The organism is Micromonospora sp. CPCC 205546, assembly GCF_036902715.1.
Lineage (GTDB): Bacteria > Actinomycetota > Actinomycetes > Mycobacteriales > Micromonosporaceae > Micromonospora.
The window spans coordinates 25,205-45,761 of sequence record NZ_JBAKHL010000037.1 but is presented as its reverse complement, the minus strand read 5'-3'; the positions used below and the strand labels follow the sequence as shown (position 1 = coordinate 45,761).

Annotated in this window: 17 protein-coding genes; 13 read left to right on the top strand and 4 right to left on the bottom strand. The window is 74.0% G+C overall.

Going from position 1 to position 20,557, the window contains the following annotated elements; all coding sequences use genetic code 11:
- Positions 1-151: 151 nt before the first annotated feature.
- From groES to V6U77_RS18270, 3 genes are all read left to right on the top strand, one after another.
- Positions 152-466, top strand: coding sequence for a co-chaperone GroES (groES, locus tag V6U77_RS18280; RefSeq protein WP_121399825.1), 315 nt, complete (start codon positions 152-154; stop codon positions 464-466).
- 70 nt (positions 467-536) lie between these two features.
- Positions 537-2,189, top strand: coding sequence for a chaperonin GroEL (gene groL / locus V6U77_RS18275; RefSeq protein WP_334607544.1), 1,653 nt, complete (start codon positions 537-539; stop codon positions 2,187-2,189).
- A 112-nt stretch (positions 2,190-2,301) separates the two neighbouring features.
- On the top strand, positions 2,302-3,948 hold the full coding sequence (locus tag V6U77_RS18270) for a molybdopterin-dependent oxidoreductase (RefSeq protein ID WP_334607543.1): 1,647 nt from the start codon (positions 2,302-2,304) through the stop codon (positions 3,946-3,948).
- Between the two features lie 137 nt (positions 3,949-4,085).
- On the opposite strand, the gene V6U77_RS18265 is transcribed toward V6U77_RS18270, so the two are convergent.
- Complete coding sequence (locus tag V6U77_RS18265) at positions 4,086-4,469, bottom strand: WhiB family transcriptional regulator (protein WP_089003203.1); 384 nt, start codon at positions 4,467-4,469, stop codon at positions 4,086-4,088.
- Between the two features lie 253 nt (positions 4,470-4,722).
- Between V6U77_RS18265 and V6U77_RS18260 the strand changes: the two genes are divergently transcribed.
- Complete coding sequence (locus V6U77_RS18260) at positions 4,723-5,547, top strand: helix-turn-helix transcriptional regulator (protein ID WP_334607542.1); 825 nt, start codon at positions 4,723-4,725, stop codon at positions 5,545-5,547.
- 118 nt (positions 5,548-5,665) lie between these two features.
- On the opposite strand, the gene V6U77_RS18255 is transcribed toward V6U77_RS18260, so the two are convergent.
- On the bottom strand, positions 5,666-6,076 hold the full coding sequence (locus V6U77_RS18255; protein WP_334607541.1) for a DUF5319 domain-containing protein: 411 nt from the start codon (positions 6,074-6,076) through the stop codon (positions 5,666-5,668).
- A 186-nt stretch (positions 6,077-6,262) separates the two neighbouring features.
- On the opposite strand from V6U77_RS18255, the gene guaB reads away from it, so the two are divergent.
- From guaB to V6U77_RS18235, 4 genes are all read left to right on the top strand, one after another.
- Positions 6,263-7,825 carry an IMP dehydrogenase gene (gene guaB / locus V6U77_RS18250; protein ID WP_334607540.1) on the top strand — a complete coding sequence of 521 codons (1,563 nt, stop codon included), beginning with the start codon at positions 6,263-6,265 and terminating at the stop codon, positions 7,823-7,825.
- 28 nt (positions 7,826-7,853) lie between these two features.
- Positions 7,854-8,972 carry a GuaB3 family IMP dehydrogenase-related protein gene (locus V6U77_RS18245; protein WP_334607539.1) on the top strand — a complete coding sequence of 373 codons (1,119 nt, stop codon included), beginning with the start codon at positions 7,854-7,856 and terminating at the stop codon, positions 8,970-8,972.
- Positions 8,973-9,021: 49 nt separating this feature from the next.
- Positions 9,022-10,431, top strand: a complete 1,410-nt coding sequence (locus V6U77_RS18240) for a M1 family metallopeptidase (protein ID WP_334607538.1) — start codon at positions 9,022-9,024, stop codon at positions 10,429-10,431.
- Between the two features lie 156 nt (positions 10,432-10,587).
- The gene (locus V6U77_RS18235; RefSeq protein ID WP_334607537.1) at positions 10,588-12,045 is read left to right on the top strand and encodes a M1 family metallopeptidase; all 1,458 of its coding nucleotides are present in this window, start codon (positions 10,588-10,590) and stop codon (positions 12,043-12,045) included.
- Positions 12,046-12,116: 71 nt separating this feature from the next.
- Here V6U77_RS18235 and V6U77_RS18230 read toward each other — a convergent pair whose 3' ends face one another.
- Positions 12,117-13,241, bottom strand: coding sequence for an LCP family protein (locus tag V6U77_RS18230; protein ID WP_334607536.1), 1,125 nt, complete (start codon positions 13,239-13,241; stop codon positions 12,117-12,119).
- A 135-nt stretch (positions 13,242-13,376) separates the two neighbouring features.
- Here V6U77_RS18230 and V6U77_RS18225 point away from each other — a divergent pair, with 135 nt between their 5' ends.
- On the top strand, positions 13,377-15,074 hold the full coding sequence (locus tag V6U77_RS18225) for a GMC family oxidoreductase (RefSeq protein ID WP_334607535.1): 1,698 nt from the start codon (positions 13,377-13,379) through the stop codon (positions 15,072-15,074).
- A gap of 128 nt (positions 15,075-15,202) precedes the next feature.
- Positions 15,203-16,756 (top strand): glutamine-hydrolyzing GMP synthase, encoded by a 1,554-nt coding sequence (gene guaA, locus V6U77_RS18220; protein WP_334607534.1) that lies wholly within the window; start codon positions 15,203-15,205, stop codon positions 16,754-16,756.
- Positions 16,757-16,763: 7 nt separating this feature from the next.
- Here guaA and V6U77_RS18215 read toward each other — a convergent pair whose 3' ends face one another.
- Positions 16,764-17,081, bottom strand: a complete 318-nt coding sequence (locus V6U77_RS18215; RefSeq protein WP_334607533.1) for a PspC domain-containing protein — start codon at positions 17,079-17,081, stop codon at positions 16,764-16,766.
- 144 nt (positions 17,082-17,225) lie between these two features.
- On the opposite strand from V6U77_RS18215, the gene V6U77_RS18210 reads away from it, so the two are divergent.
- From V6U77_RS18210 to V6U77_RS18200, 3 genes are all read left to right on the top strand, one after another.
- On the top strand, positions 17,226-18,173 hold the full coding sequence (locus V6U77_RS18210; RefSeq protein ID WP_334607532.1) for an NUDIX hydrolase: 948 nt from the start codon (positions 17,226-17,228) through the stop codon (positions 18,171-18,173).
- A 123-nt stretch (positions 18,174-18,296) separates the two neighbouring features.
- The gene (locus V6U77_RS18205; RefSeq protein ID WP_334607531.1) at positions 18,297-19,223 is read left to right on the top strand and encodes an NUDIX hydrolase; all 927 of its coding nucleotides are present in this window, start codon (positions 18,297-18,299) and stop codon (positions 19,221-19,223) included.
- Positions 19,224-19,585: 362 nt separating this feature from the next.
- Positions 19,586-20,503 (top strand): CDP-alcohol phosphatidyltransferase family protein, encoded by a 918-nt coding sequence (locus V6U77_RS18200; protein WP_334607530.1) that lies wholly within the window; start codon positions 19,586-19,588, stop codon positions 20,501-20,503.
- Positions 20,504-20,557: the final 54 nt, after the last annotated feature.

The following is a 20,557-nucleotide window of genomic DNA, read 5'->3' as shown; positions in this document are numbered from 1 at the left end:
ACCCCGAGGGTGCCAGCTTCCGGGCCCCGTGGCCCGGGCGCTGAACGCCAGGCGGACCGGCACCCGCGACGACGGCCCCGCCCGGTGGCATGTGGCAGATTGACGCTGGCCGGCTTGCCGGTCGGTAACGAAACCAGTACCCCAGGAGGGTATGCCCGTGACTACCGCGACCAAGGTTGCGATCAAGCCGCTCGAGGACCGGATCCTGGTCCAGGCGAACGAGGCTGAGACCACCACGGCGTCGGGCATCGTGATCCCCGACACCGCCAAGGAGAAGCCGCAGGAGGGCACCGTCCTCGCTGTCGGCCCGGGCCGGATCGACGACAAGGGCAACCGGATCCCGGTTGACGTCTCCGTCGGCGACACCGTCATCTACTCGAAGTACGGCGGCACCGAGGTCAAGTACGCCGGCGAGGAGTACCTGGTGCTCTCCGCCCGCGACGTCCTCGCGGTCATCGAGAAGTAAGCAACCGATCAGTGTCGTCGCCCCGGTCCGGCTCGCCGGGCCGGGGCGACGTCGCTTCGAAGGGACATACATGGCGAAGATCCTGAGCTTCTCGGACGACGCCCGGCACCTGCTCGAGCACGGTGTCAACGCCCTCGCGGACGCGGTCAAGGTCACCCTCGGCCCGCGCGGGCGCAACGTCGTCCTGGACAAGAAATTCGGTGCGCCCACGATCACCAACGACGGCGTGACCATCGCCAAGGAGATCGAGCTCACCAACCCCTACGAGAACCTCGGTGCGCAGCTGGTCAAGGAGGTGGCGACCAAGACCAACGACGTCGCCGGCGACGGGACCACCACCGCCACCGTGCTGGCCCAGGCGATGGTCCGCGAGGGCCTGCGCAACGTCACGGCCGGCGCCAACCCGGCCGGCCTCAAGCGGGGCATCGACGCGGCGGCCGCCAAGGTCTCCGAGGCGCTGCTCGACCGCGCCGTCGAGGTCGCCGACAAGGAGTCGGTCGCGCACGTGGCGACGATCTCCGCGCAGGACGCCACGATCGGCGAGCTGATCGCCGAGGCGATGGAGAAGGTCGGCCGCGACGGTGTCATCACCGTCGAGGAGGGCTCCGCCCTGCACACCGAGCTGGACGTGACCGAGGGTCTCCAGTTCGACAAGGGCTTCATCTCGCCGAACTTCGTCACCGACGTGGAGTCGCAGGAGTCGGTCCTGGAGGACCCGTACATCCTGATCACCACGCAGAAGATCTCGGCGATCGAGGAGCTGCTGCCGCTGCTGGAGAAGGTCCTCCAGAACAGCAAGCCGCTGCTGATCATCGCCGAGGACGTCGACGGCCAGGCGCTGTCGACGCTGGTGGTCAACTCGATCCGCAAGACCCTCAAGGTCTGCGCGGTCAAGGCCCCCGGCTTCGGCGACCGCCGCAAGGCGATGCTGCAGGACATGGCGATCCTCACCGGCGCCGAGCTGGTCGCCCCCGAGCTGGGCTACAAGCTCGACCAGGTGGGCCTGGAGGTGCTCGGCACCGCCCGGCGCGTCGTGGTCGACAAGGAGAACACCACGGTCGTCGACGGCGGAGGCCAGTCCAGCGAGGTCGCCGACCGGGTCGCGCAGATCCGCAAGGAGATCGAGGCCTCGGACTCCGACTGGGACCGGGAGAAGCTCGCCGAGCGGCTGGCCAAGCTCTCCGGCGGCATCGCGGTCATCAAGGTCGGCGCCGCGACCGAGGTCGAGATGAAGGAGCGCAAGCACCGCATCGAGGACGCGATCGCCGCGACCAAGGCCGCGGTCGAGGAGGGCACCGTCCCCGGCGGTGGTGCCGCCCTGGCGCAGATCCTGCCGGTGCTCGAGGACGACCTCGGCTTCACCGGTGACGAGAAGGTCGGCGTCTCGATCGTGCGCAAGGCGCTGGTCGAGCCGCTGCGCTGGATCGCCCAGAACGCCGGGCACGACGGCTACGTCGTGGTGCAGAAGGTCGTCGGCAAGGAGTGGGGCCACGGCCTCGACGCCGCCATCGGCGAGTACGTCGACCTGGCGAAGTCCGGCATCGTCGACCCGGTGAAGGTGACCCGTAACGCGGTCACCAACGCCGCGTCGATCGCCGGCCTGCTGCTCACCACGGAGAGCCTCGTGGTGGAGAAGCCGGAGAAGGCCGAGCCGGCCGCCGCCGGCGGGCACGGCCACAGCCACGGGCACGGCCACGGCCACCAGCACGGCCCGGGCTTCTGACCCTCGCCGTACGCCTCGTCGGGGCGCACCGTCCGCGTGACGGTGCGCCCCGACGCCTTCCGTCCCACCGGCGCGACTACCGGCCGGCCGGCGCATCGGAAACACTGGCCCGATGAGCAGCACGACGCGCGGCTACGCCGCCCTGGCGGGGGTCACCGCCGCCACGGTGGCGATCGGCTCCGCCGAACTGGTGGCGGTGCTGACCGGCCCCCGTTCGGCGCCACTGGTCGCCGTCGGGGGGCTCGTGGTCGACACGGTGCCCGAGCCGCTCAAGCAGCTCGGCATCGCCCTCTTCGGCACGTACGACAAGATCGCGCTGCTGGTCGGCACGGGCCTGCTGCTCGCCGCCTTCGCGGCGCTGCTCGGTGTGCTGTCGCTGCGCCGGTTGGCGGTCGGCCTCGCCGGCATCGCCGTCTTCGCCGCCCTCGGTGTGGCCGCCGCCGTGACCCGGGCCGGCGCCGGGCCCGCCGACGCGCTGCCCTCGCTGGTCGGCGCGGGGCTCGGTGCGGTGGTGCTCTGGGCCTTCGTCGCCGGTCCGCTCGAACTCGACCCGTGGCCCTGGTCCCCGCCCACGCCGCCGTCCGCCCGAGGGGCCACGCCGCCGCCCGTCCGAGGGGCCACGCCGCCGTCCGCCGGAACCCCCGCGTCGCCGGCCGTCGCGGCGTCCCCGCAGCCGTTGGAGCCCAGCGACCCGGCGTCGCGGCGACGGTTCCTGACCGGGGCCGGACTCCTGGTCGGCGCGGCCGGGGTGGTCGGGCTCGGCGGTCGGTGGCTGGCCGGCCGGCGGGGGGTGTCGGCGGCACGGGAGGCCGTCGTGCTGCCCGCCCCCGTGGCGCCCGCCCCGGCGGTGCCGGCCGGGGCGGACCTGTCGCTGACCCGGCTCGCCCCGTACGTCACGCCGAACCTCGGCTTCTACCGGATCGACACCGCGCTGGTGGTGCCGCAGGTGGACCCGGAGAGCTGGCGGTTGCGCATCCACGGCCGGGTGCGCAACGAGATCGAGCTGAGCTTCGCCGACCTGCTGGCCCGCCCGATGGTCGAGCGGTACGTCACCCTCGCCTGCGTCTCCAACGAGGTGGGCGGGGACCTCGTCGGCAACGCGCGCTGGCTGGGCGTGCCGATCCGGGAGCTGCTCGACGAGGCGGAGCCGGAACAGGGCGCCGACCAGGTCGTCGGCCGCTCGGTGGACGGGTGGACCTGCGGCACGCCCACCGCCGTGCTCCGGGACGGGCGCGACGCGCTGCTGGCGGTGGGGATGAACGGCGAGCCGCTGCCGGTGGAGCACGGCTTCCCGGCGCGGATGGTGGTGCCCGGCCTGTACGGCTACGTGTCGGCCTGCAAGTGGGTCACCGAACTGGAGCTGACCAGCTTCGCGGACTTCGACGCGTACTGGGTGCCGCGCGGCTGGTCGGCGCAGGGGCCGGTGAAGACCCAGTCCCGGATCGACACGCCCCGCCCCCGCAACCGGCTCACCGCCGGTGCCGTCACGGTGGCCGGGGTGGCCTGGGCGCAGCACCGCGGCATCCGCCGCGTCGAGGTACGCGTCGACGACGGACCCTGGCGCGAGGCGGAGCTGGCTCCCGTGGTGTCGGTGGACACCTGGGTCCAGTGGTCGTGGCGGTGGGACGCCAGCCCGGGGGAGCACACCCTCACCGTCCGGGCGACCGACGTCACCGGCGAGACGCAGACCGGGCGGCGTCAGGCGGTCGCCCCGGACGGCGCCACCGGCTGGCACGCCGTCACCGTGACGGTGCGCTGAGCCGAGCGCCCTTCCCGGTCCCGGGACGGGGCCCGCGTGCGGCCGCGGGGCAGGGCTCACGCCCGGCCGGGAACGCCGCGACGCCGCGTCCCTCGGGCGGGGACGCGGCGTCGGTGCGGTCTACGGAAGGCTGTGGTTCAGGCGATCTTGCGCTGGGCGGGGACGGTCGACCGGTGCGGCTGACCCAGTCGGGCCTCCAGCCGGGCCACGTCGACGCGGCTCTGGCGGCGGTCGGCCAGGTCCTCCCAGCCGACGGCGAGCAGCCGCAGCCGCTCCGACTCGCTGAACCCGCCCCAGACGCCGTACGGCTCGCGGACGGCGAGGGCGTGGGCGGCGCACTCGGCCCGTACGGGGCAGGCGCGGCAGACGGCCTTGGCACCGGACTCCCGGCGCAGGCGCGACGAGCCCCGCTCGCCGTCCGGGTGGAAGAACTGCGCGCTGTCCCGGCCCCGGCAGGCACCGAGCCGTTGCCAGTCCCACAGGTCGACGATGGGTCCGGGCAGTCTGCGTACGTTCGACATCAGCACCCCTCCTCCCGCGCGGCACCGCGCAGATCCTGGTGAATCGGCGTCCGGGCGACGGTCCGCGCAGGCGCGCCGTTTCCGGCCTGGGCCTGGAGTACCCGGGCGGTCGCCGACTCACACACCTGTGATCGAAAACTTCCGGCAAGAGGTGGCATATGCCCCACTTGTCGGAAAAGTTCGGAGGATTGCCGGAACCCCCTCGCGACCCGACCCGGTCATGGTCTGCTCTTGGGCGGAGAGGAGACCCACTGTGCGTACGGTTCTCGTGTGCGTTCGGACACCGCTCGCGGCGCAGCATCTCGCGTCCGCGGCGGCACGGCTCGGCTTGTCCGCCGTGGTGCGGACGGCGGTCTCCGATCCCGAGGTGATGTTGCGACTGGCCGAGCGCCCGGCCGACGTGGTGCTCGCCGACACGGCCCTCACCCGGCCGGACAGCGCGGGCTTCGTCCGGCGGGTGCTCGCCCGCGCGCCGCAGGCCTCCGTGCTGCTGCTCGGCACGGAGGAGTCGGAGGCGGCCGCGGCCACCATCAGCGCCGGAGCCCGCGGCCTCATCCAGGGCGTCGACCACGATCTGACCAGCGCGGTGGCCAAGGCCCTGCTGCTGCTCTCCTCGCCCGGCCGGGCGGCCCGCCGTCCGGTCACCGACCCGGCCCGGGACACCGCCGCGGTCGGCGGTCCGGCCCGGGCCGCCACCGCCGGCCGCTCGCCGGCCGAGTCCGGTCCCACCTGGTCGGCGACGTCCCCCGACGGCGCGCCCGGCGCCCCGACGATGGTGCCGGCGCAGCGCGGCGACGACCCCGCCGAGCCCACCGACGAACCGGCGGAGGCCGCGCCCCCGGGACGGCGGGGCGGGCCCGGCCCGCGCGGCGGCCGGTCCCAGGCCGGGCTGACCGAACGCGAACTGCAGGTGCTGCTGGGCATGGCGGAGGGCAAGAGCAACGCCGAGATCGGCCGGGAGCTGTTCGTCTCGGAGGACACGGTGAAGACCCACGCCCGGCGGCTGTTCCGCAAGCTCGGCGCCCGGGACCGGGCGCACGCCGTGGCGGCCGGCTTCCGCGCCGGCCTGGTGGCCTGAGCCGCACGCTGGCAGGCGCCGGGCAGCAGGTCTGGGTCCGCTCCGCCCGCACCACGGGCTCCGGCACGCCGTCGCCGGCCTGCCGCGCCGCCGGAGCCCACCCGGGGGCCCGCCGGCCTCAGCGTCCGGGCTCGGGCTCCTCGTCGGTGCCCTCGGTCAGCGTGTCGTGCACCCCGTCGGCGTAGCCGCGGGCGTAGTCCCACGTGACGTAGTGGTCCGGGTCGGGGTCGTAGGCCGGCTCGTGCACCCGGGGCCGCCCCGAGCTGAGCAGGTGGCGCAGGTTGCCCCGCAGCAGGTCCCAGTCGAAGTAGTGCGGCTCCCGGCAGTCCTCGCACTCGATGACCAGCCCGCGTACCCCGATCGGCGCCAGCAGCGCCTGGTAGATCTCCAGGTCGGCGAGATCCTCCAGCACGTCCTGTCGCTCGACGTCGGTCAGCGGGTCGAGTGGGGCGTCGTCGCCCGGATCGTGCAGGCCGGCGGCCGGATCGGCCGGGTCGCCGTTGAAGGGGTCGATGGGCTCGTCGTGCACCCCCTCACCGTAGACCCAACGCCAGGGCCGCGTCCGCCCCCGGCCACCGGTGACCTGGGCCGCCACCGACCGGGGACGGCCAGGGTCGGTGGGTACGATGGGACGACGCGCCCGTCACCCGGCGTGTGCCGGTGCCCGCCCGCGCCACCTCACTGAAGCCCGTACGAGCAGCTCAGGGGAGCAATCGTGGAATTTTCGCCCAGCACCGATCTACCTGCCGGCGCGGACAGCGGCGGGCTGGGCGGCCATCTGCCCGAGCTGCCCGCCGGCTCCGCCCGGGTGGTCCCGCTCGGGTTGACCTTCGACGACGTGCTGCTCCAGCCGGGCGAGTCGGACGTGGTGCCCAGCCGGGTCAACACCGTGACGAAGCTGACCCGCAACATCGACCTCTCGATCCCGCTGCTGTCCAGCGCGATGGACACGGTGACCGAGGCCCGGATGGCGATCGCCATGGCCCGCCAGGGCGGCATCGGCGTGCTGCACCGCAACCTCTCCCTGGAGGACCAGGCGCTCCAGGTCGACCTGGTGAAGCGCTCCGAGTCCGGCATGATCACCAACCCGGTGACCGCCAGCCCCGACGACACCCTGCGCGACGTCGACTCCCTCTGCGGGCGCTACCGCATCTCCGGCGTGCCCGTCGTCGACGGCGAGGGCCAGCTGGTCGGCATCGTCACCAACCGCGACATGCGGTTCGTCTCCGACCCGGCCACCCCGGTGCACCAGATCATGACGCGTACCCCGCTGGTCACCGCCCCGGTCGGGGTGAGCAAGGACGACGCCCTCGACCTGCTGCGCCGGCACAAGGTCGAGAAGCTGCCGATCGTCGACGACTCGGGCCGGCTGCGCGGGCTGATCACGGTCAAGGACTTCACCAAGAGCGAGCAGTACCCGGACGCCACCAAGGACGACGCCGGCCGGCTGCGGGTCGCCGCCGCCATCGGGGTGGGCGACGACGCCTACAAGCGGGCCCGGGCGCTCGTCGACGCGGGCGTCGACGTGCTGATCGTGGACACCGCGCACGGCCACCAGCGGGCCGTGCTGGACATGGTCCGCCAGCTCAAGAAGGACGTGACGATCGACATCGTCGGCGGCAACGTCGCCACCTACGCCGGGGCGAAGGCGCTCGTCGACGCCGGCGCCGACGGCGTCAAGGTCGGCGTCGGGCCGGGCGCGATCTGCACCACCCGGATCGTCGCCGGGGTGGGCGTGCCGCAGATCACCGCGATCATGGAGGCGGCGCGCGCCGCGCGGCCGGCCGGCGTCCCGGTGATCGGCGACGGGGGCATCCAGTACTCGGGCGACATCGCCAAGGCGCTCGTCGCGGGCGCCGACACGGTGATGCTCGGCAGCCTGCTGGCCGGCTGCGAGGAGAGCCCCGGCGAGCTGATCTTCATCAACGGCAAGCAGTACAAGGCGTACCGGGGCATGGGCTCGCTGGGCGCCATGCAGTCCCGGGGCCAGGCGAAGTCCTACTCCAAGGACCGGTACTTCCAGCAGGACGTGACCAGCGACGAGAAGCTGGTCCCGGAGGGCGTCGAGGGCCAGGTCCCGTACCGCGGACTGCTCGCCCAGGTCGCCCACCAGCTGGTCGGTGGGCTGCGGCTGGCGATGGGATACGCCGGCGCGGAGAACATCCCCGATCTGCACCAGCGCGGCCAGCTCATCCGGATCACGGCGGCCGGGCTCAAGGAGAGCCACCCGCACGACATCCAGATGACCGTCGAGGCGCCCAACTACCACTCCCGCTGACCAACCCCTGCGACAACTGGAGTCTCCCATGCGTGACGTGGTCGAGATCGGGCTGGGCAAGACCGCGCAGCGCGGCTACCACCTGGACGACATCGCCATCGTGCCGAGCCGCCGGACCCGGGACGTCGACGACGTCTCCACCGCCTGGCAGCTCGACGCCTACCAGTTCGGCATCCCCTGCGTCGGGCACCCGTCGGACGCGACGATGAGCCCGGCCTCCGCCGTCCGGCTCGGCCAGCTCGGCGGTCTCGGCGTGCTCAACGTCGAGGGCCTGTGGACCCGCTACGAGAACCCGACCAAGGTCCTGGAGGAGCTGTCCGGGCTCGACGAGGACGCCCGCGCCACCAAGCGGCTCCAGGAGGTGTACGCGGAGCCCATCCGCCCCGACCTGATCGCCGAGCGGGTCCGTGAGCTGCGCGCCGGCGGCGGCACGGTGGCGGTGCGGGTCTCCCCGCAGCACACCCTGGCGCTGGCCCCGGTGATCCTCGACGCCGGCGTGGACATCCTGGTCATCCAGGGCACCATCGTCTCCGCCGAGCACGTCTCGACCACCGACGAGCCGCTCAACCTCAAGGAGTTCATCGCCGACCTGGACCTCCCGGTCGTCGTCGGCGGCTGCACCGACTACAAGACGGCGCTGCACCTGATGCGTACGGGCGCGGCGGGCGTCATCGTCGGCATCGGCGGCGACGAGTGGTCCACCACCGAGTCGGTGCTGGGCATCCGGGTGCCGATGGCGACCGCGATCGCCGACGCGGCGGCGGCCCGCCGGGACTACCTCGACGAGACCGGCGGCCGCTACGTGCACCTGATCGCCGACGGCGACATCCAGACCTCGGGCGACATCGCGAAGGCCCTCGGCTGCGGCGCCGACGCGGTGATGCTCGGCGAGCCGCTGTCGCTCTGCGCCGAGGCGCCGGCCGGTGGCGCCTGGTGGCACTCCGCCGCCAGCCACCCGTCGCTGCCCCGGGGCGCGTTCGAGACCGCCGGCGAGCCGCTCGGCTCGATGGAGCGGCTGCTCTTCGGCCCGGCCGACGAGCCGGACGGTCAGCTCAACCTCTTCGGCGGGCTGCGCCGCGCGATGGCCAAGTGCGGCTACCGCGACCTCAAGGAGTTCCAGAAGGTCGGCCTGGTCCTCGACCGCTGACCTGCGCAAGCGGCACCACCCGCACCGGCCGCGCCGATAGGCTCGGCCGGTGCGTCGTACCCGCCGTCGGATCCGCCCCGCGCTCGCCGTCGCCGTCGTCGCGGCCCTGGTGTTCGCGGCCTGCACCGACGGCGACGAGCGGGGCGGCTTCCGGCCGGGAGCGGTCGACGTCGGCGACCCCTACGTTCCGGGGGCCGGCAACGGCGGCTACGACGTGGCGGGCTACCGGCTCGCCGTCCGCTACGACCCGGCGACCGACCGGCTCTCCGGGCGGGCCGCGTTGACGGCCACCGCGACCACCGGGCTGTCCCGGTTCAACCTGGACCTCGCCGGGCTGGACGTGTCGCGGGTGGCCGTCGACGGCCGGCCGGCCGGGTCGGGTCGCGACGGCGACGAGCTGGTGGTCACCCCGCGCGACGGCCTCTCCCCGGGGGCCCGCTTCACCGTCGAGGTCGACTACGCCGGCGTGCCGGCGGCGAAGGCCGACGGGCAGCTCGGCAGCGGCGGCTTCCTGCACACCGCCGACGGCGCGATCGCGCTCGGCCAGCCCTGGTCGGCGGCCACCTGGTTTCCGGTCAACGACCACCCGTCCGACAAGGCCACCTACGACGTCGAGGTGACCGTCCCGGACGGGCTGGCCGCGCTGAGCAACGGGGTTCCGGGGGAGAGGACCAGCGCCGACGGCTGGACCACCTGGCGCTGGGCCGAGCGAGCCCCGATGGCCAGCTACCTGAGCACCCTGGTGATCGGCGACTACCGGGTGCACAGCGGCACGCACGCCGGCCGGCCGATGGTCACGGCGGTGCCGGCGAGCCTGCCGGCGACCGGGCCGGAGGCCGCGTCGCTGGCCCGCACCGGCGAGATCGCCGACTTCCTGGCCAGCCGGTTCGGGCCGTACCCGTTCGACTCCTACGGCGGCGTCGTGGTCACCGACGCCCGGATCGGCTACGCGCTGGAGACCCAGTCACGGCCGGTCTACGGGCCGGGCTTCTTCCGCGGTGGGCGACCCAACCCGGGCGTGGTCGCCCACGAGCTGGCCCACCAGTGGTTCGGCAACAGCGTCGCGCTGAGCCGGTGGAGCGACATCTGGCTCAACGAGGGCTTCGCCACCTACGCGGAGTGGCTGTGGGAGGAGCACGACGGCGGCCGCACCGCGCAGCGCACCTTCGAGCTGGAGTACGCCGCCACCGACTGGTCCCGGCCGTCCGTCGACCCGGGACGGTCCCGGTTGTTCGGCGCGGCCGTCTACAAGCGCGGCGCGCTCGCCGTGCACGCGCTGCGCCGCACCGTCGGCGACGACGCGTTCTTCCGCATCCTGCGGACCTGGACCACCGAGCGACGCGACGGCAACGCCACCACCGACGACCTCATCGCGCTGGCGGAGCGGGTGGCCGGCAAGCCCCTGCGCCCGCTCTTCGACGCCTGGCTCGTCGGCGGGAGCGCCCCCGCCCTGCCCTGACACGGCTGCCGTCGCCGCTCGGTAGGCTGCGGCCGGACCCGGCGCGGCACCCGCCCGTCCGGCAGCCTTCGCGCGGCGGGGCGAGCGGCACCGGTCGGTGCGGGGGCCACCAGGGTCGCCGGTGGGCAGCCGGCGACGCAGGGAGGAGACGAGGCGATGACGCTGTCGCGGCGGACGCTGTGCGCGGGCACCGGCCTGCTGCTGGCCGGGACGCTCGGGCTGGCCGGCTGCGGGTCGGCCGAGGAGCCGGCCCCGGCCCCGACCAGCGCCGTGCCGGCCGCGGCGCGCCAGTTCATCCTCGGCGCGCCGGGCGCCGGCGACGCCTACTTCCCGACCTACGGCAACGGCGGGTACGACGTCAACCGCTACACCGTCAAGGTGCGCTACGACCCGGCGGAGGACCGGCTCACCGGGACCACCACCGTGCAGGCGGCGGCGACCATCGACCTGTCCGCGTTCAACCTGGACCTGGCCGGGCTGACCGTGCGGTCCGTGACGGTGGACGGAGCCCCGGCGAAGCACGGCCGCAAGGGCGACGAGCTGGTGGTCACGCCGGCCCGCGGCCTGATCGCGGGCAACGGCTTCGTCGCCGAGATCGCGTACGAGGGCGAACCGGAGCCGCTGCGCAACGAGGCCCTCGGCCTCGGGGGCTTCCTGCACACCGACGAGGGGGCGATCGCGCTCGGCCAGCCCGAGTCGGCGAGCACGTGGTTCCCGGTCAACGACCACCCCTCGGACAAGGCCACCTACGACTTCGAGATCACCGTGCCGAAGGGGCTGACGGCGGTCAGCAACGGTGTGCCGGCGGGAAGGAGCACGACCGGCGGCTGGACCACCTGGAAGTGGGCCGAGCGCAGCCCGATGGCGAGCTACCTGAGCACCGTCGTCATCGGGAAGTTCCGGATCACCGAGGGCGAGCACAAGGGACGGCCGGTGTTCCACGCGGTCGCCACCGATCTGCCACGGGGCGCGGCGGACCGGTCGATCGCCGACACCGTGAAGGTCGCCGACTACCTGGAGAGCTTGTTCGGGCCCTACCCGTTCGGGGCGTACGGCGGGGTGGTGATCTCCGACGACCGGATCCGGTACGCCCTGGAGACGCAGAGCCGGCCGGTCTACGCGGCGAGCTTCTTCTCCGGCGGTGAGAACACCGACGTGGTCGCCCACGAGACGGCGCACCAGTGGTTCGGCAACAGCGTCTCGCTGGCCAGGTGGCAGGACATCTGGCTCAACGAGGGCCTGGCCACGTACGCGGAGTGGCTGTGGGCCGAGCACTCCGGCGGGCGTACCGTCCAGCAGGCGTTCGACGCCCGCTACGCCGGCTCGTCCGGCCAGGTCTGGCGGACACCGCCGGGCGACCCGGGGGCGGCGAACCTGTTCAGCGAGTCGGTATACCAGCGCGGCGGGATGACCGTGCACGCGCTGCGGGTGGCGGTCGGCGCCAAGGCGTTCTTCGAGATCCTGAAGACCTGGGCGGCGCAGAAGCGCGACGCCAACGCCACCACGGCCGAGTTCGTCGCGTTGGCCGAGCGGGTCTCGGGCAAGCAGCTCGACGACCTCTTCGAGGCGTGGTTGTACGGCAAGGAGCGACCCGCCCGTCCCAGGCAGCGGTGACGCGCGGCCCGGCCGGGAGGCGGGGGCGGTGACGCTCGGGCCCGGCCGGGCGGCGGCGTCGGTGCCGGCCCTCAGCGGGTGATGCGCAGCTTCGGGTTGGCGGCGAGGTAGGCGTCCGCCCGGCCGGCGCGCAGTTCGGTGAGGAACCTGCGCCCGGTCGAGGTGAGCTCCTCGCCCCGGTAGGCGCTGCCCTTGCCGACGCCCGCGCCCGGCAGGGCGACCAGCACGAACCGCTCCGGCGTGAGCCCGCCGAGGGCGTACGCGACGTCCACGACGCGCGGCCCGCCCGCGTAGATCAGCGTGTCGCCGAGCGCGTCGACCACCTGCTGGACGCGTTCCGGCTGCCGGGCCAGACCCTCGTCGAGGATCTTCGTGGCGAGTGCCTTGATCAGTTGCTGCTGGTGGCGCTGCCGGGCGTAGCCGCCGCCGGTGACGTAGCGCTGCCGCGCGTAGTCCAGCGCCTGCCAGCCGGTGAGGTGCCGTTCGCCCTTCTCGTACACCATCTGCGGCCCGACGTAGCCGCCGCCGCCCGGCGCGGGCTCCCGGTGCCGACCGTCGGGGCGGCGGTGCAGCGAGACCACCCGCTGGTCGACGTAGAGGTCCACCCCGCCGAGGCTGTCCACGAGCCGGTCGAAGCCGTTGAAGGTGAGCACCGCACCCGCGTCGAAGCGCAGCCCGGTGTAGCCGCTGACCGTGCTGCGCAGCAGCTCGTAGCCCTGCGCGGTGTTCGGCTGCTTGGGCTTGCCGGGCACCCGGCTGCCGTAGCTCATCGCGTGGGTGAGCTTGGTCCTCCCGCCCCGGTAGCCGGCCTTCGGGAAGGCCGGGATGTCGACCACGAGGTCGCGGGGGAGGGAGAAGAGGTACGCCCGGTCGAGGCCCCTGGGCACGTGCAGCACCAGCACGGCGTCGCCGTGCGGCTCCCAACCCGGCACGCTGACCCGGGTGTCCACCCCGACGAGCAGGAGGTTGAGCGGGCCGGTGATGCCGGCGCCGGGCGGTGCCGTCGGGCTCGGGCTCGGGGTGGGGCCGGCCTGCGGCGTCCCGGTGGCGCCCGTCGGCCCGATCGCGCGCCGCGGCCCGTCGTCGCGGACGAGCCGGGTGACCACCAGGGCGCCCACGGCCACCAGGACCACCGCCGCGAGGGCCGCGAGGCCCAGCACCCATCGCGGGCGTGGTGCCCCTGTCCGCTCAGTCATGCGACACCCCCGTGATGACAACGCCCCGACGGGGGCGCCGAGTTGCGGGCGGGCGCCTCCGGATCGCGGACCGCGAGCATGATCCCGCGAAAACGGGCGCTGGCGCGATGGCTACCGAGCGGTAATGATGCGGTGATGCGGTACGACGTGCTCGTCATCGGGTCCGGCTTCGGCGGCAGCGTCACCGCGCTCCGGCTGGCCGAGAAGGGCTACTCGGTCGGGGTGCTGGAGGCCGGGCGGCGCTTCGCCGACGACGAGTTCCCGCAGACCTCCTGGCGGCTGCGGCGGTTCCTGTGGGCGCCGCGCCTCGGCTGCTACGGGCTCCAGCGGCTCACCCTGCTGCGTGCGGCCGACCGGAAGGCCGGCGGCGGCGTGCTGGTGCTCTCCGGCGCCGGGGTCGGCGGCGGCTCGCTGGTCTACGCCAACACCCTCTACGAGCCGCTGGACGCCTTCTACACCGACCCGCGGTGGCGGGACGTCACCGACTGGCGCGACGAACTGGCCCGCCACTACGACCAGGCGAGGCGGATGCTCGGTGCCACCACGTACCCGGTCGTCACCCGCGCCGACCGGGCGATGCGGGTGGTGGCCGACCGGATGGGGGTGGGGCACACCCACCACCCCACCCCCGTCGCCGTGTTCATCGGCCGTCCCGGCGAGCCGGCGGCCGACCCCTACTTCGGCGGCGCGGGGCCGCGACGCACCGGCTGCACGCACTGCGGCGCGTGCATGACCGGCTGCCGGCACGGGGCGAAGAACACCCTGGTGAAGAACTACCTCTGGCTGGCGGAGCGGCTCGGCGCGCAGGTGCACCCGCTGACCACGGTCACCGCCGTGCGCCCGGCCGACGGCGGCGGGTACGCGGTGCACACCGTGCGTACCGGTGCGTGGCTGCGCCCGCGACGGCAGGTGGTCCACGCCGACCAGGTGGTCTTCGCGGCCGGCGCGCTCGGCACCCAGCGGCTGCTGCACGCCATGAAGGCCCAGGGGGCGCTGCCCGGGCTGTCGCCGCGCCTCGGCGAGCTGACCCGGACCAACTCCGAGGCGATCCTCGGCGCCTCGGTGTCCCGTCGGCGGGCCCGCGCCCAGGGGCTCGACTTCACCGAGGGGGTGGCGATCACCAGTTCGTTCCACCCCGACGCGCAGACCCACGTCGAGCCGGTCCGCTACGGCCGGGGCTCGAACGCGATGGGCCTGCTCCAATCGCTGCTGGTCGACGGCGGGCCGCGCCGGGTGCGGCGCTGGCTGGGCACGCTGCTGCGCGAGCCCCGCGCGGCGGCCAAGCTGCTGTCGGTGCGCGGCTGGTCGGAGCGGACGGTGATCGCCCTGGTCATGCAGTCGGCGGACAACTCGCTGACCACCCGGCTGCGGCGCGGGCCGTTCGGCCGGCGTCTGGTCTCGGGGCCGGGGCACGGCGCGCCCAACCCGACCTGGATCCCGGCCGGCAACCGGGCGGTCCGCCTGCTGGCCGAGGAGATCGGCGGTACGCCCGGCGGGGCGCTGACCGAGCCGTTCGACATCCCGCTGACCGCGCACCTCCTCGGCGGGGCGGTGATCGGCGCCACCCCGGCCGACGGCGTGATCGACCCGTGGCACCGCGTCTACGGCCACCCGGGCCTGCACGTGGTCGACGGGGCGGCGGTCTCGGCGAACCTCGGGGTGAACCCGTCGCTGACCATCACCGCCCAGGCGGAGCGCGCCATGTCCTTCTGGCCGAACCGGGGCGAGGAGGACCCGAGGCCGCCTTTGGGCTCGCCGTACCGTCGGCTCCGCGCGGTCGCGCCGCACCACCCCGCCGTCCCCGCGGACGCCCCGGGGGCCCTGCGTCCCTGATCCCCGCGGCCGCGCGGGCTGCTCCTTCGCGCCGTTCGTCCGGGCGTCGGGCGCCGGATCGCCGGCGGCGGGTGGGATGCGGCGGGGCGCGGCGGAGGGGGAAGGGCGGGTCGGTAGGCTTTCTGCACATGAGCACGCCTCGCCCCGTCCTCGTGGTGGACTTCGGAGCCCAGTACGCCCAGCTCATCGCGCGTCGGGTGCGTGAGGCCAACGTCTACTCCGAGATCGTGCCGCACTCGATGCCGGTCGCCGAGATGCTGGCGAAGGACCCGGCCGCGATCATCCTCTCGGGCGGCCCGTCGAGCGTCTACGCGCCGGGCGCCCCCCAGATCGACGCCGGCATGTTCTCCTCCGGGGTGCCGGTCTTCGGCATCTGCTACGGCTTCCAGGCGATGGCCCGGGCGCTCGGCGGCACGGTGGCCCGCACCGGCAACCGCGAGTACGGCGGCACCCCGCTGCGCGCCCGCCCGGAGGCCGGGGTGCTGCTGCGCGAGCTGCCGGACGACCTGCCGGTCTGGATGAGCCACGGCGACTGCGTGACCGAGGCCCCGGCGGGCTTCACGGTGACCGCCGAGTCGGCGGGCGCGCCGGTCGCCGCGTTCGAGGACGTGGCCGGCCGCCGTGCCGGCGTGCAGTTCCACCCGGAGGTCGGGCACACCGCGCACGGCCAGGAGATGCTGCGCCGCTTCCTGCACGAGATCGCCGGCATCGAGCCGACCTGGACGCCCGCGAACATCATCGACGAGCAGGTCGCCCGGATCCGCGAGCAGGTCGGCGACAAGGAGGTCATCTGCGGCCTGAGCGGCGGGGTGGACTCGGCGGTGGCCGCCGCGCTGGTGCACCGGGCCGTCGGCGACCAGCTGACCTGCGTCTTCGTCGACCACGGCCTGCTGCGCGCCGGCGAGGCCGAGCAGGTGGAGAAGGACTACGTCGCCGCCACCGGCATCAAGCTCAAGGTGGTCGACGCGCAGGAGCGCTTCCTCGGCGCGCTGGCCGGGGTCACCGACCCGGAGCAGAAGCGCAAGATCATCGGCCGGGAGTTCATCCGGGTCTTCGAGGCCGCGGCCCGCGAGGTCGCCGCGCACGGCGACGTCGAGTTCCTCGTCCAGGGCACCCTCTACCCGGACGTCGTGGAGTCCGGCGGCGGCACCGGCACCGCCAACATCAAGAGCCACCACAACGTCGGCGGCCTGCCGGAGGACCTGAAGTTCGCCCTGGTCGAGCCGCTGCGCACGCTGTTCAAGGACGAGGTCCGCACGCTGGGCCTCCAGCTCGGCCTGCCGGAGGCGATGGTGTGGCGGCACCCGTTCCCGGGTCCCGGCCTGGCCATCCGGATCATCGGCGCGGTCGACCGGGAGCGGCTCGACCTGCTGCGCCAGGCCGACCTGATCGCCCGGGAGGAGCTGACCGCCGCCGGCCTGGACCGGGGCGTCTGGCAGTTCCCGGTGGTGCTCCTGGCCGACGTACGCAGCGTCGGGGTGCAGGGCGACGGCCGCAGCTACGGGCATCCCGTGGTGCTGCGGCCGGTCTCCAGCGAGGACGCGATGACCGCCGACTGGTCCCGGCTGCCCTACGAGGTGGTCGCCCGGATCTCCACCCGGATCACCAACGAGGTGGCCGAGGTCAACCGGGTCGTGCTGGACGTGACGAGCAAGCCGCCGGGCACCATCGAGTGGGAGTGATCCCGCCTCACGCCGCCGGCGGGTAGGTCGGCGGCCCCGGCTGCGCCACGGTCGGCTGTGTCACCGTGGGCGGCGCGGCCTGCGCCGGGTGCGGCCAGGCGGGCGCGTCGGCCGGCTCCTCGGGCATCAGGAACCACATGATCGGGTACGCGAGCAGCGCGAGACCGGCGGTGAGCAGGCCGGCGACCGCGAAGACCACCCGGACCAGGGTGGGGTCGACGGCGAAGTACCGGCCGAGGCCGCTGGCCACCCCGGCGATCATCCGGTCCGTGGCGGGGCGACGGAGCTGCTTGTACGGGGGCGGGGGAGGGGTGGTGTAGGTCATGCCTCCACGGTCCGCGCCGGCCGCTCGGGCGGCCTCGGTGACCGCCCGGATCCCTACCCTGACCCGCCCCTGAGGCGCGAGCTTTCAGTCAGGAATCTGACTCTTTTCGATGGAGGTAACCCTGGCCGGGGAGAATTTGCCCCCGTGACCACCATGCTGGAGCCGCTCCGCAGGATCGCGGCATACGCAGTTTGTGCTGATTCAGTCGGCCGGGTGTTGCTGGTCCGCGCATCGGAGCGCTCCGGCACCCCCGGCACGTGGTCGCTGCCCGGCGGGGCGGTCGACCACGGCGAGGACCCGCACCACACCGTCGTGCGGGAGACCGCCGCCGAGACCGGGCTCTCCGTCACCGTGGCCGGCCTGCACGACGTGCTCGCCGACATGCGGGCGCTGCCCGGGCGGGGCATCACCATCCACACCGACCGCCTGATCTACCAGGTCTCGGTGCGGGGCGGGACCCTCGCCGACCGGGTCGACCGGCCCACCGACCTGGTCCGCTGGTTCACCCCGGCGGAGGCCCGCGAGCTGCCGCTGCGGTCGTTCACCGCGCGCGCACTGGGCCTGCCCGCCTCGTCCGCCGACATCGTGCCGGACGAGGCGCCCGAGTTCCCCTCGTTCTACGCCGTGCCCGGCCCGGACGGGCTGCACCGCGCCCAGCGCTTCGCCGCGTACGCGGTGGTGACCGACCCGGACGACCGGGTGCTGCTCACCCGGGTCTCCGACGGCTACCCGGGGGCGGGCTGCTGGCACCTGCCCGGTGGCGGCACCGACTACGGCGAGCAGCCCGGCGCCGCCCTGATCCGGGAACTGGTCGAGGAGACCGGGCAGACCGGTCGCCTCGTCGAGTTGCTGGGCGTGGCCAGCCACCGCGACGCCGCCTCCCTCGGCCCGGAGGGTTATCCGATCGACTGGCACGGCGTCCGCGCCTTCTACCGGGTCGTGGTCGACAAGCCGGCCCCGCCCACCGTGGCCGACGTCGGCGGTTCGACCTGCGAGGCCCGCTGGTTCGCCCGCGAGGAGCTGGGCGCCCTGCCCACCGACCGCCTGACCGAGGTGACGGCGGAAGCCGTCCAGGCAGCCCGCCTGGCCTGAACCCCGCCCTTCGCACCCGTCCCCGTCCGCCCGTCCCGAGGTCGGCCGGGCGACATGCCTCATCCGCTGCGACTAACGTCATGATCGACGGACGGTTCGGCGCGAGCGGGGGAGTGCGGACGGGTGGAGCAACGGCGGCGGGTCGGCGCGTACGGGATGTGTCGGGGTTCGGACGGCCGGGTGCTGTTGGCCCGGGGTTCCGCTTCGTGCCCCTTCCCGGGGGTCTGGCAGCTCCCCGGGGGCGGGCTCGAGCACGCGGAGCATCCGGCGCGCGCGGTGGTCCGCGAGTTCGCCGAGGAGACCGGTCTCACGGTGGAGGTGACCGGGCTGCGGGCCGCGCTCGCCGACGTGACGACCTTCCGTGCCGCCGACGTCGCGGTGCACACCGACCGCCTGGTCTTCGACGTCGCCGTGCGCAGCGGTGCACCACGACCGGAGCCGGCCGGTGGCAGCGACGAGGTGGCCTGGTTCACCACCGCCGAGGCGGCTCAGGTGCCGCTGATGCCGTTCACGGCCGAGCTGCTGGGCCTGCCCCTGTCGCCGCTGCCGCCGGATCTGCCCCGCTCGACGGCGGAGGGGCCGGCCACCGCGCCCCCGGCCGACCGCAGGCAGCGCTTCGGGGCGTACGGCCTGGTCACCGACCCCGCCGGCCGGGTGCTGCTCACCATGATCGCCGACGGCTATCCGGGCGCCGGCCGGTGGCACCTGCCCGGTGGCGGGACCGACCACGGCGAGCAGCCGGTCGCCGCCCTGCTGCGCGAGCTGGTCGAGGAGTCCGGCCAGCTCGGTCGGGTGGTCGAGCTGATCGGCGTCGACAACCTGCACAATCCGGCCGCGCTCGGCCCGGAGGGGCACCCGATCGACTGGCACGGTGTCCGGGTGGTCTACCGGGTGACGGTCGACGTGCCCACCGAGCCACGGGTGACCGAGCTCGCCGGCGGCTCCACCGCCCGCGCGGCCTGGTTCGCGCCCGAGCAGCTCGTCGGGCTGCCGCTGACCGGGATCGCCGTACTGGCGCTGGCCGGGGGCCCCGCAGAGGGCCGCCCGTAACCGGACATCCACGTCGCCGGCACCCGCTCACCGAGCCGGGGGAGACGGGGTCCGGTACATTCGAGGTGGGGTTGGTGGAGGAAACGGGCGATGGAGCCCGAGATGGGAATAAGAGAGCGGTTCGCGCGGTTAGACCAGATACAAGTACCGCCGGCAGCTATCGCCAAGCCCCGTTCCCCTATGCGATGGTGTACTCCGCAAAACGGCTGCCGGGCCAGAACGGTCCGGCACGAGACAGCCGGACAGCCGCCCTCGCGACGGTAAATCGATCCGGTGATGGAGGAAACGTGCCGAGAGCCCCCTGGCGCCGGCGTCGTACCACTGACAGTCCGCGTCCCGCAGGGCGTCGCTGGGCGGGCCCGTTGCGCCGCAGCAGCACGCTCGCCCGACAGGTACTGCTGGTCCGGGTCGGGCGCCGCGACGGTGACCTGCGCGGCGGCAGCGACCTGGCGACGTCCGAGCACCGCTACGTCGACCGGCCGCGCCGCCGCTACGGGTTGACGCCGGTAGAGCGCGCCGAGGTCGCCTCGATCGTCCCGGTCAGCCCCGCCCTCGGCCCGACGACCCCGGTCGACGAGTCGGGGATGTCGATCCCGCTGCTCCCCGGCGAGCGGACGGTCGCCCGGCGGATGAAGTTCGCGGTGGTCAACGCCTGCACCCTCAGCAGCCTGATGCTCGGCATGCTGGCCATCTTCCTGGCCATGCAGGGTGAGGTACGCGTCGCCGCGCTCTGCCTGATCGCCTGCGTCGTCTTCGACGGCCTCGACGGCGCGCTCGCCCGCAAGTTCGGCGTGGCCAGCCCGTTCGGCGCGCAGATGGACTCGCTGGCCGACATGTGCTCGTTCGGCCTCGCCGCCCCGGTGGTGGTCTACGCCTCGCTGGCCGGCTCGGTCTCCACGCCGGCCGCCGCGGTGGCCTGTGCCCTCGTCGCGGCGTGCGCGGCGGTCCGGCTCGCCCGGTTCAACGTCTCGCCGAAGGACGGGCGGTTCTTCTGCGGCGTGCCCACCACGATGGCGGCCGCCGTGCTCGCCCTGACCGTGGCCATCGGGCTGCCCGTGCCGGGCATCGTCCTGGTGGCCGGGGTGGCGCTGCTCGCCTTCGCCATGGTCTCCAGCTTCCCCTACGCCAAGCTCGCCCGGCTGCTGAAGCTGCCGCCGTGGCTGTGGCTCGCCCCGGTTATCGGCGCGCTGATCGACATCCGGCTCACCTTCGCCCTGATCGTGGTCGGCTACCTGGTCAGCGGCCCGGTGCTCTGGCTGCGTCAGCGTCGCACCGCCTGAGGCACGTACGCGAGAAGGGGCGCCGCGGACCGCGGCGCCCCTTCTTCGTGTCGT

Coding starts and splice junctions, on each gene's coding strand:
- groES (WP_121399825.1), top strand. CDS start 152: ATGCCCGTGACTACCGCGACCAAGGTTGCGATCAAGCCGCTCGAGGAC.
- groL (WP_334607544.1), top strand. CDS start 537: ATGGCGAAGATCCTGAGCTTCTCGGACGACGCCCGGCACCTGCTCGAG.
- V6U77_RS18270 (WP_334607543.1), top strand. CDS start 2,302: ATGAGCAGCACGACGCGCGGCTACGCCGCCCTGGCGGGGGTCACCGCC.
- V6U77_RS18265 (WP_089003203.1), bottom strand. CDS start 4,469: ATGTCGAACGTACGCAGACTGCCCGGACCCATCGTCGACCTGTGGGAC.
- V6U77_RS18245 (WP_334607539.1), top strand. CDS start 7,854: ATGCGTGACGTGGTCGAGATCGGGCTGGGCAAGACCGCGCAGCGCGGC.
- V6U77_RS18235 (WP_334607537.1), top strand. CDS start 10,588: ATGACGCTGTCGCGGCGGACGCTGTGCGCGGGCACCGGCCTGCTGCTG.
- V6U77_RS18230 (WP_334607536.1), bottom strand. CDS start 13,241: ATGACTGAGCGGACAGGGGCACCACGCCCGCGATGGGTGCTGGGCCTC.
- V6U77_RS18225 (WP_334607535.1), top strand. CDS start 13,377: ATGCGGTACGACGTGCTCGTCATCGGGTCCGGCTTCGGCGGCAGCGTC.
- guaA (WP_334607534.1), top strand. CDS start 15,203: ATGAGCACGCCTCGCCCCGTCCTCGTGGTGGACTTCGGAGCCCAGTAC.
- V6U77_RS18215 (WP_334607533.1), bottom strand. CDS start 17,081: ATGACCTACACCACCCCTCCCCCGCCCCCGTACAAGCAGCTCCGTCGC.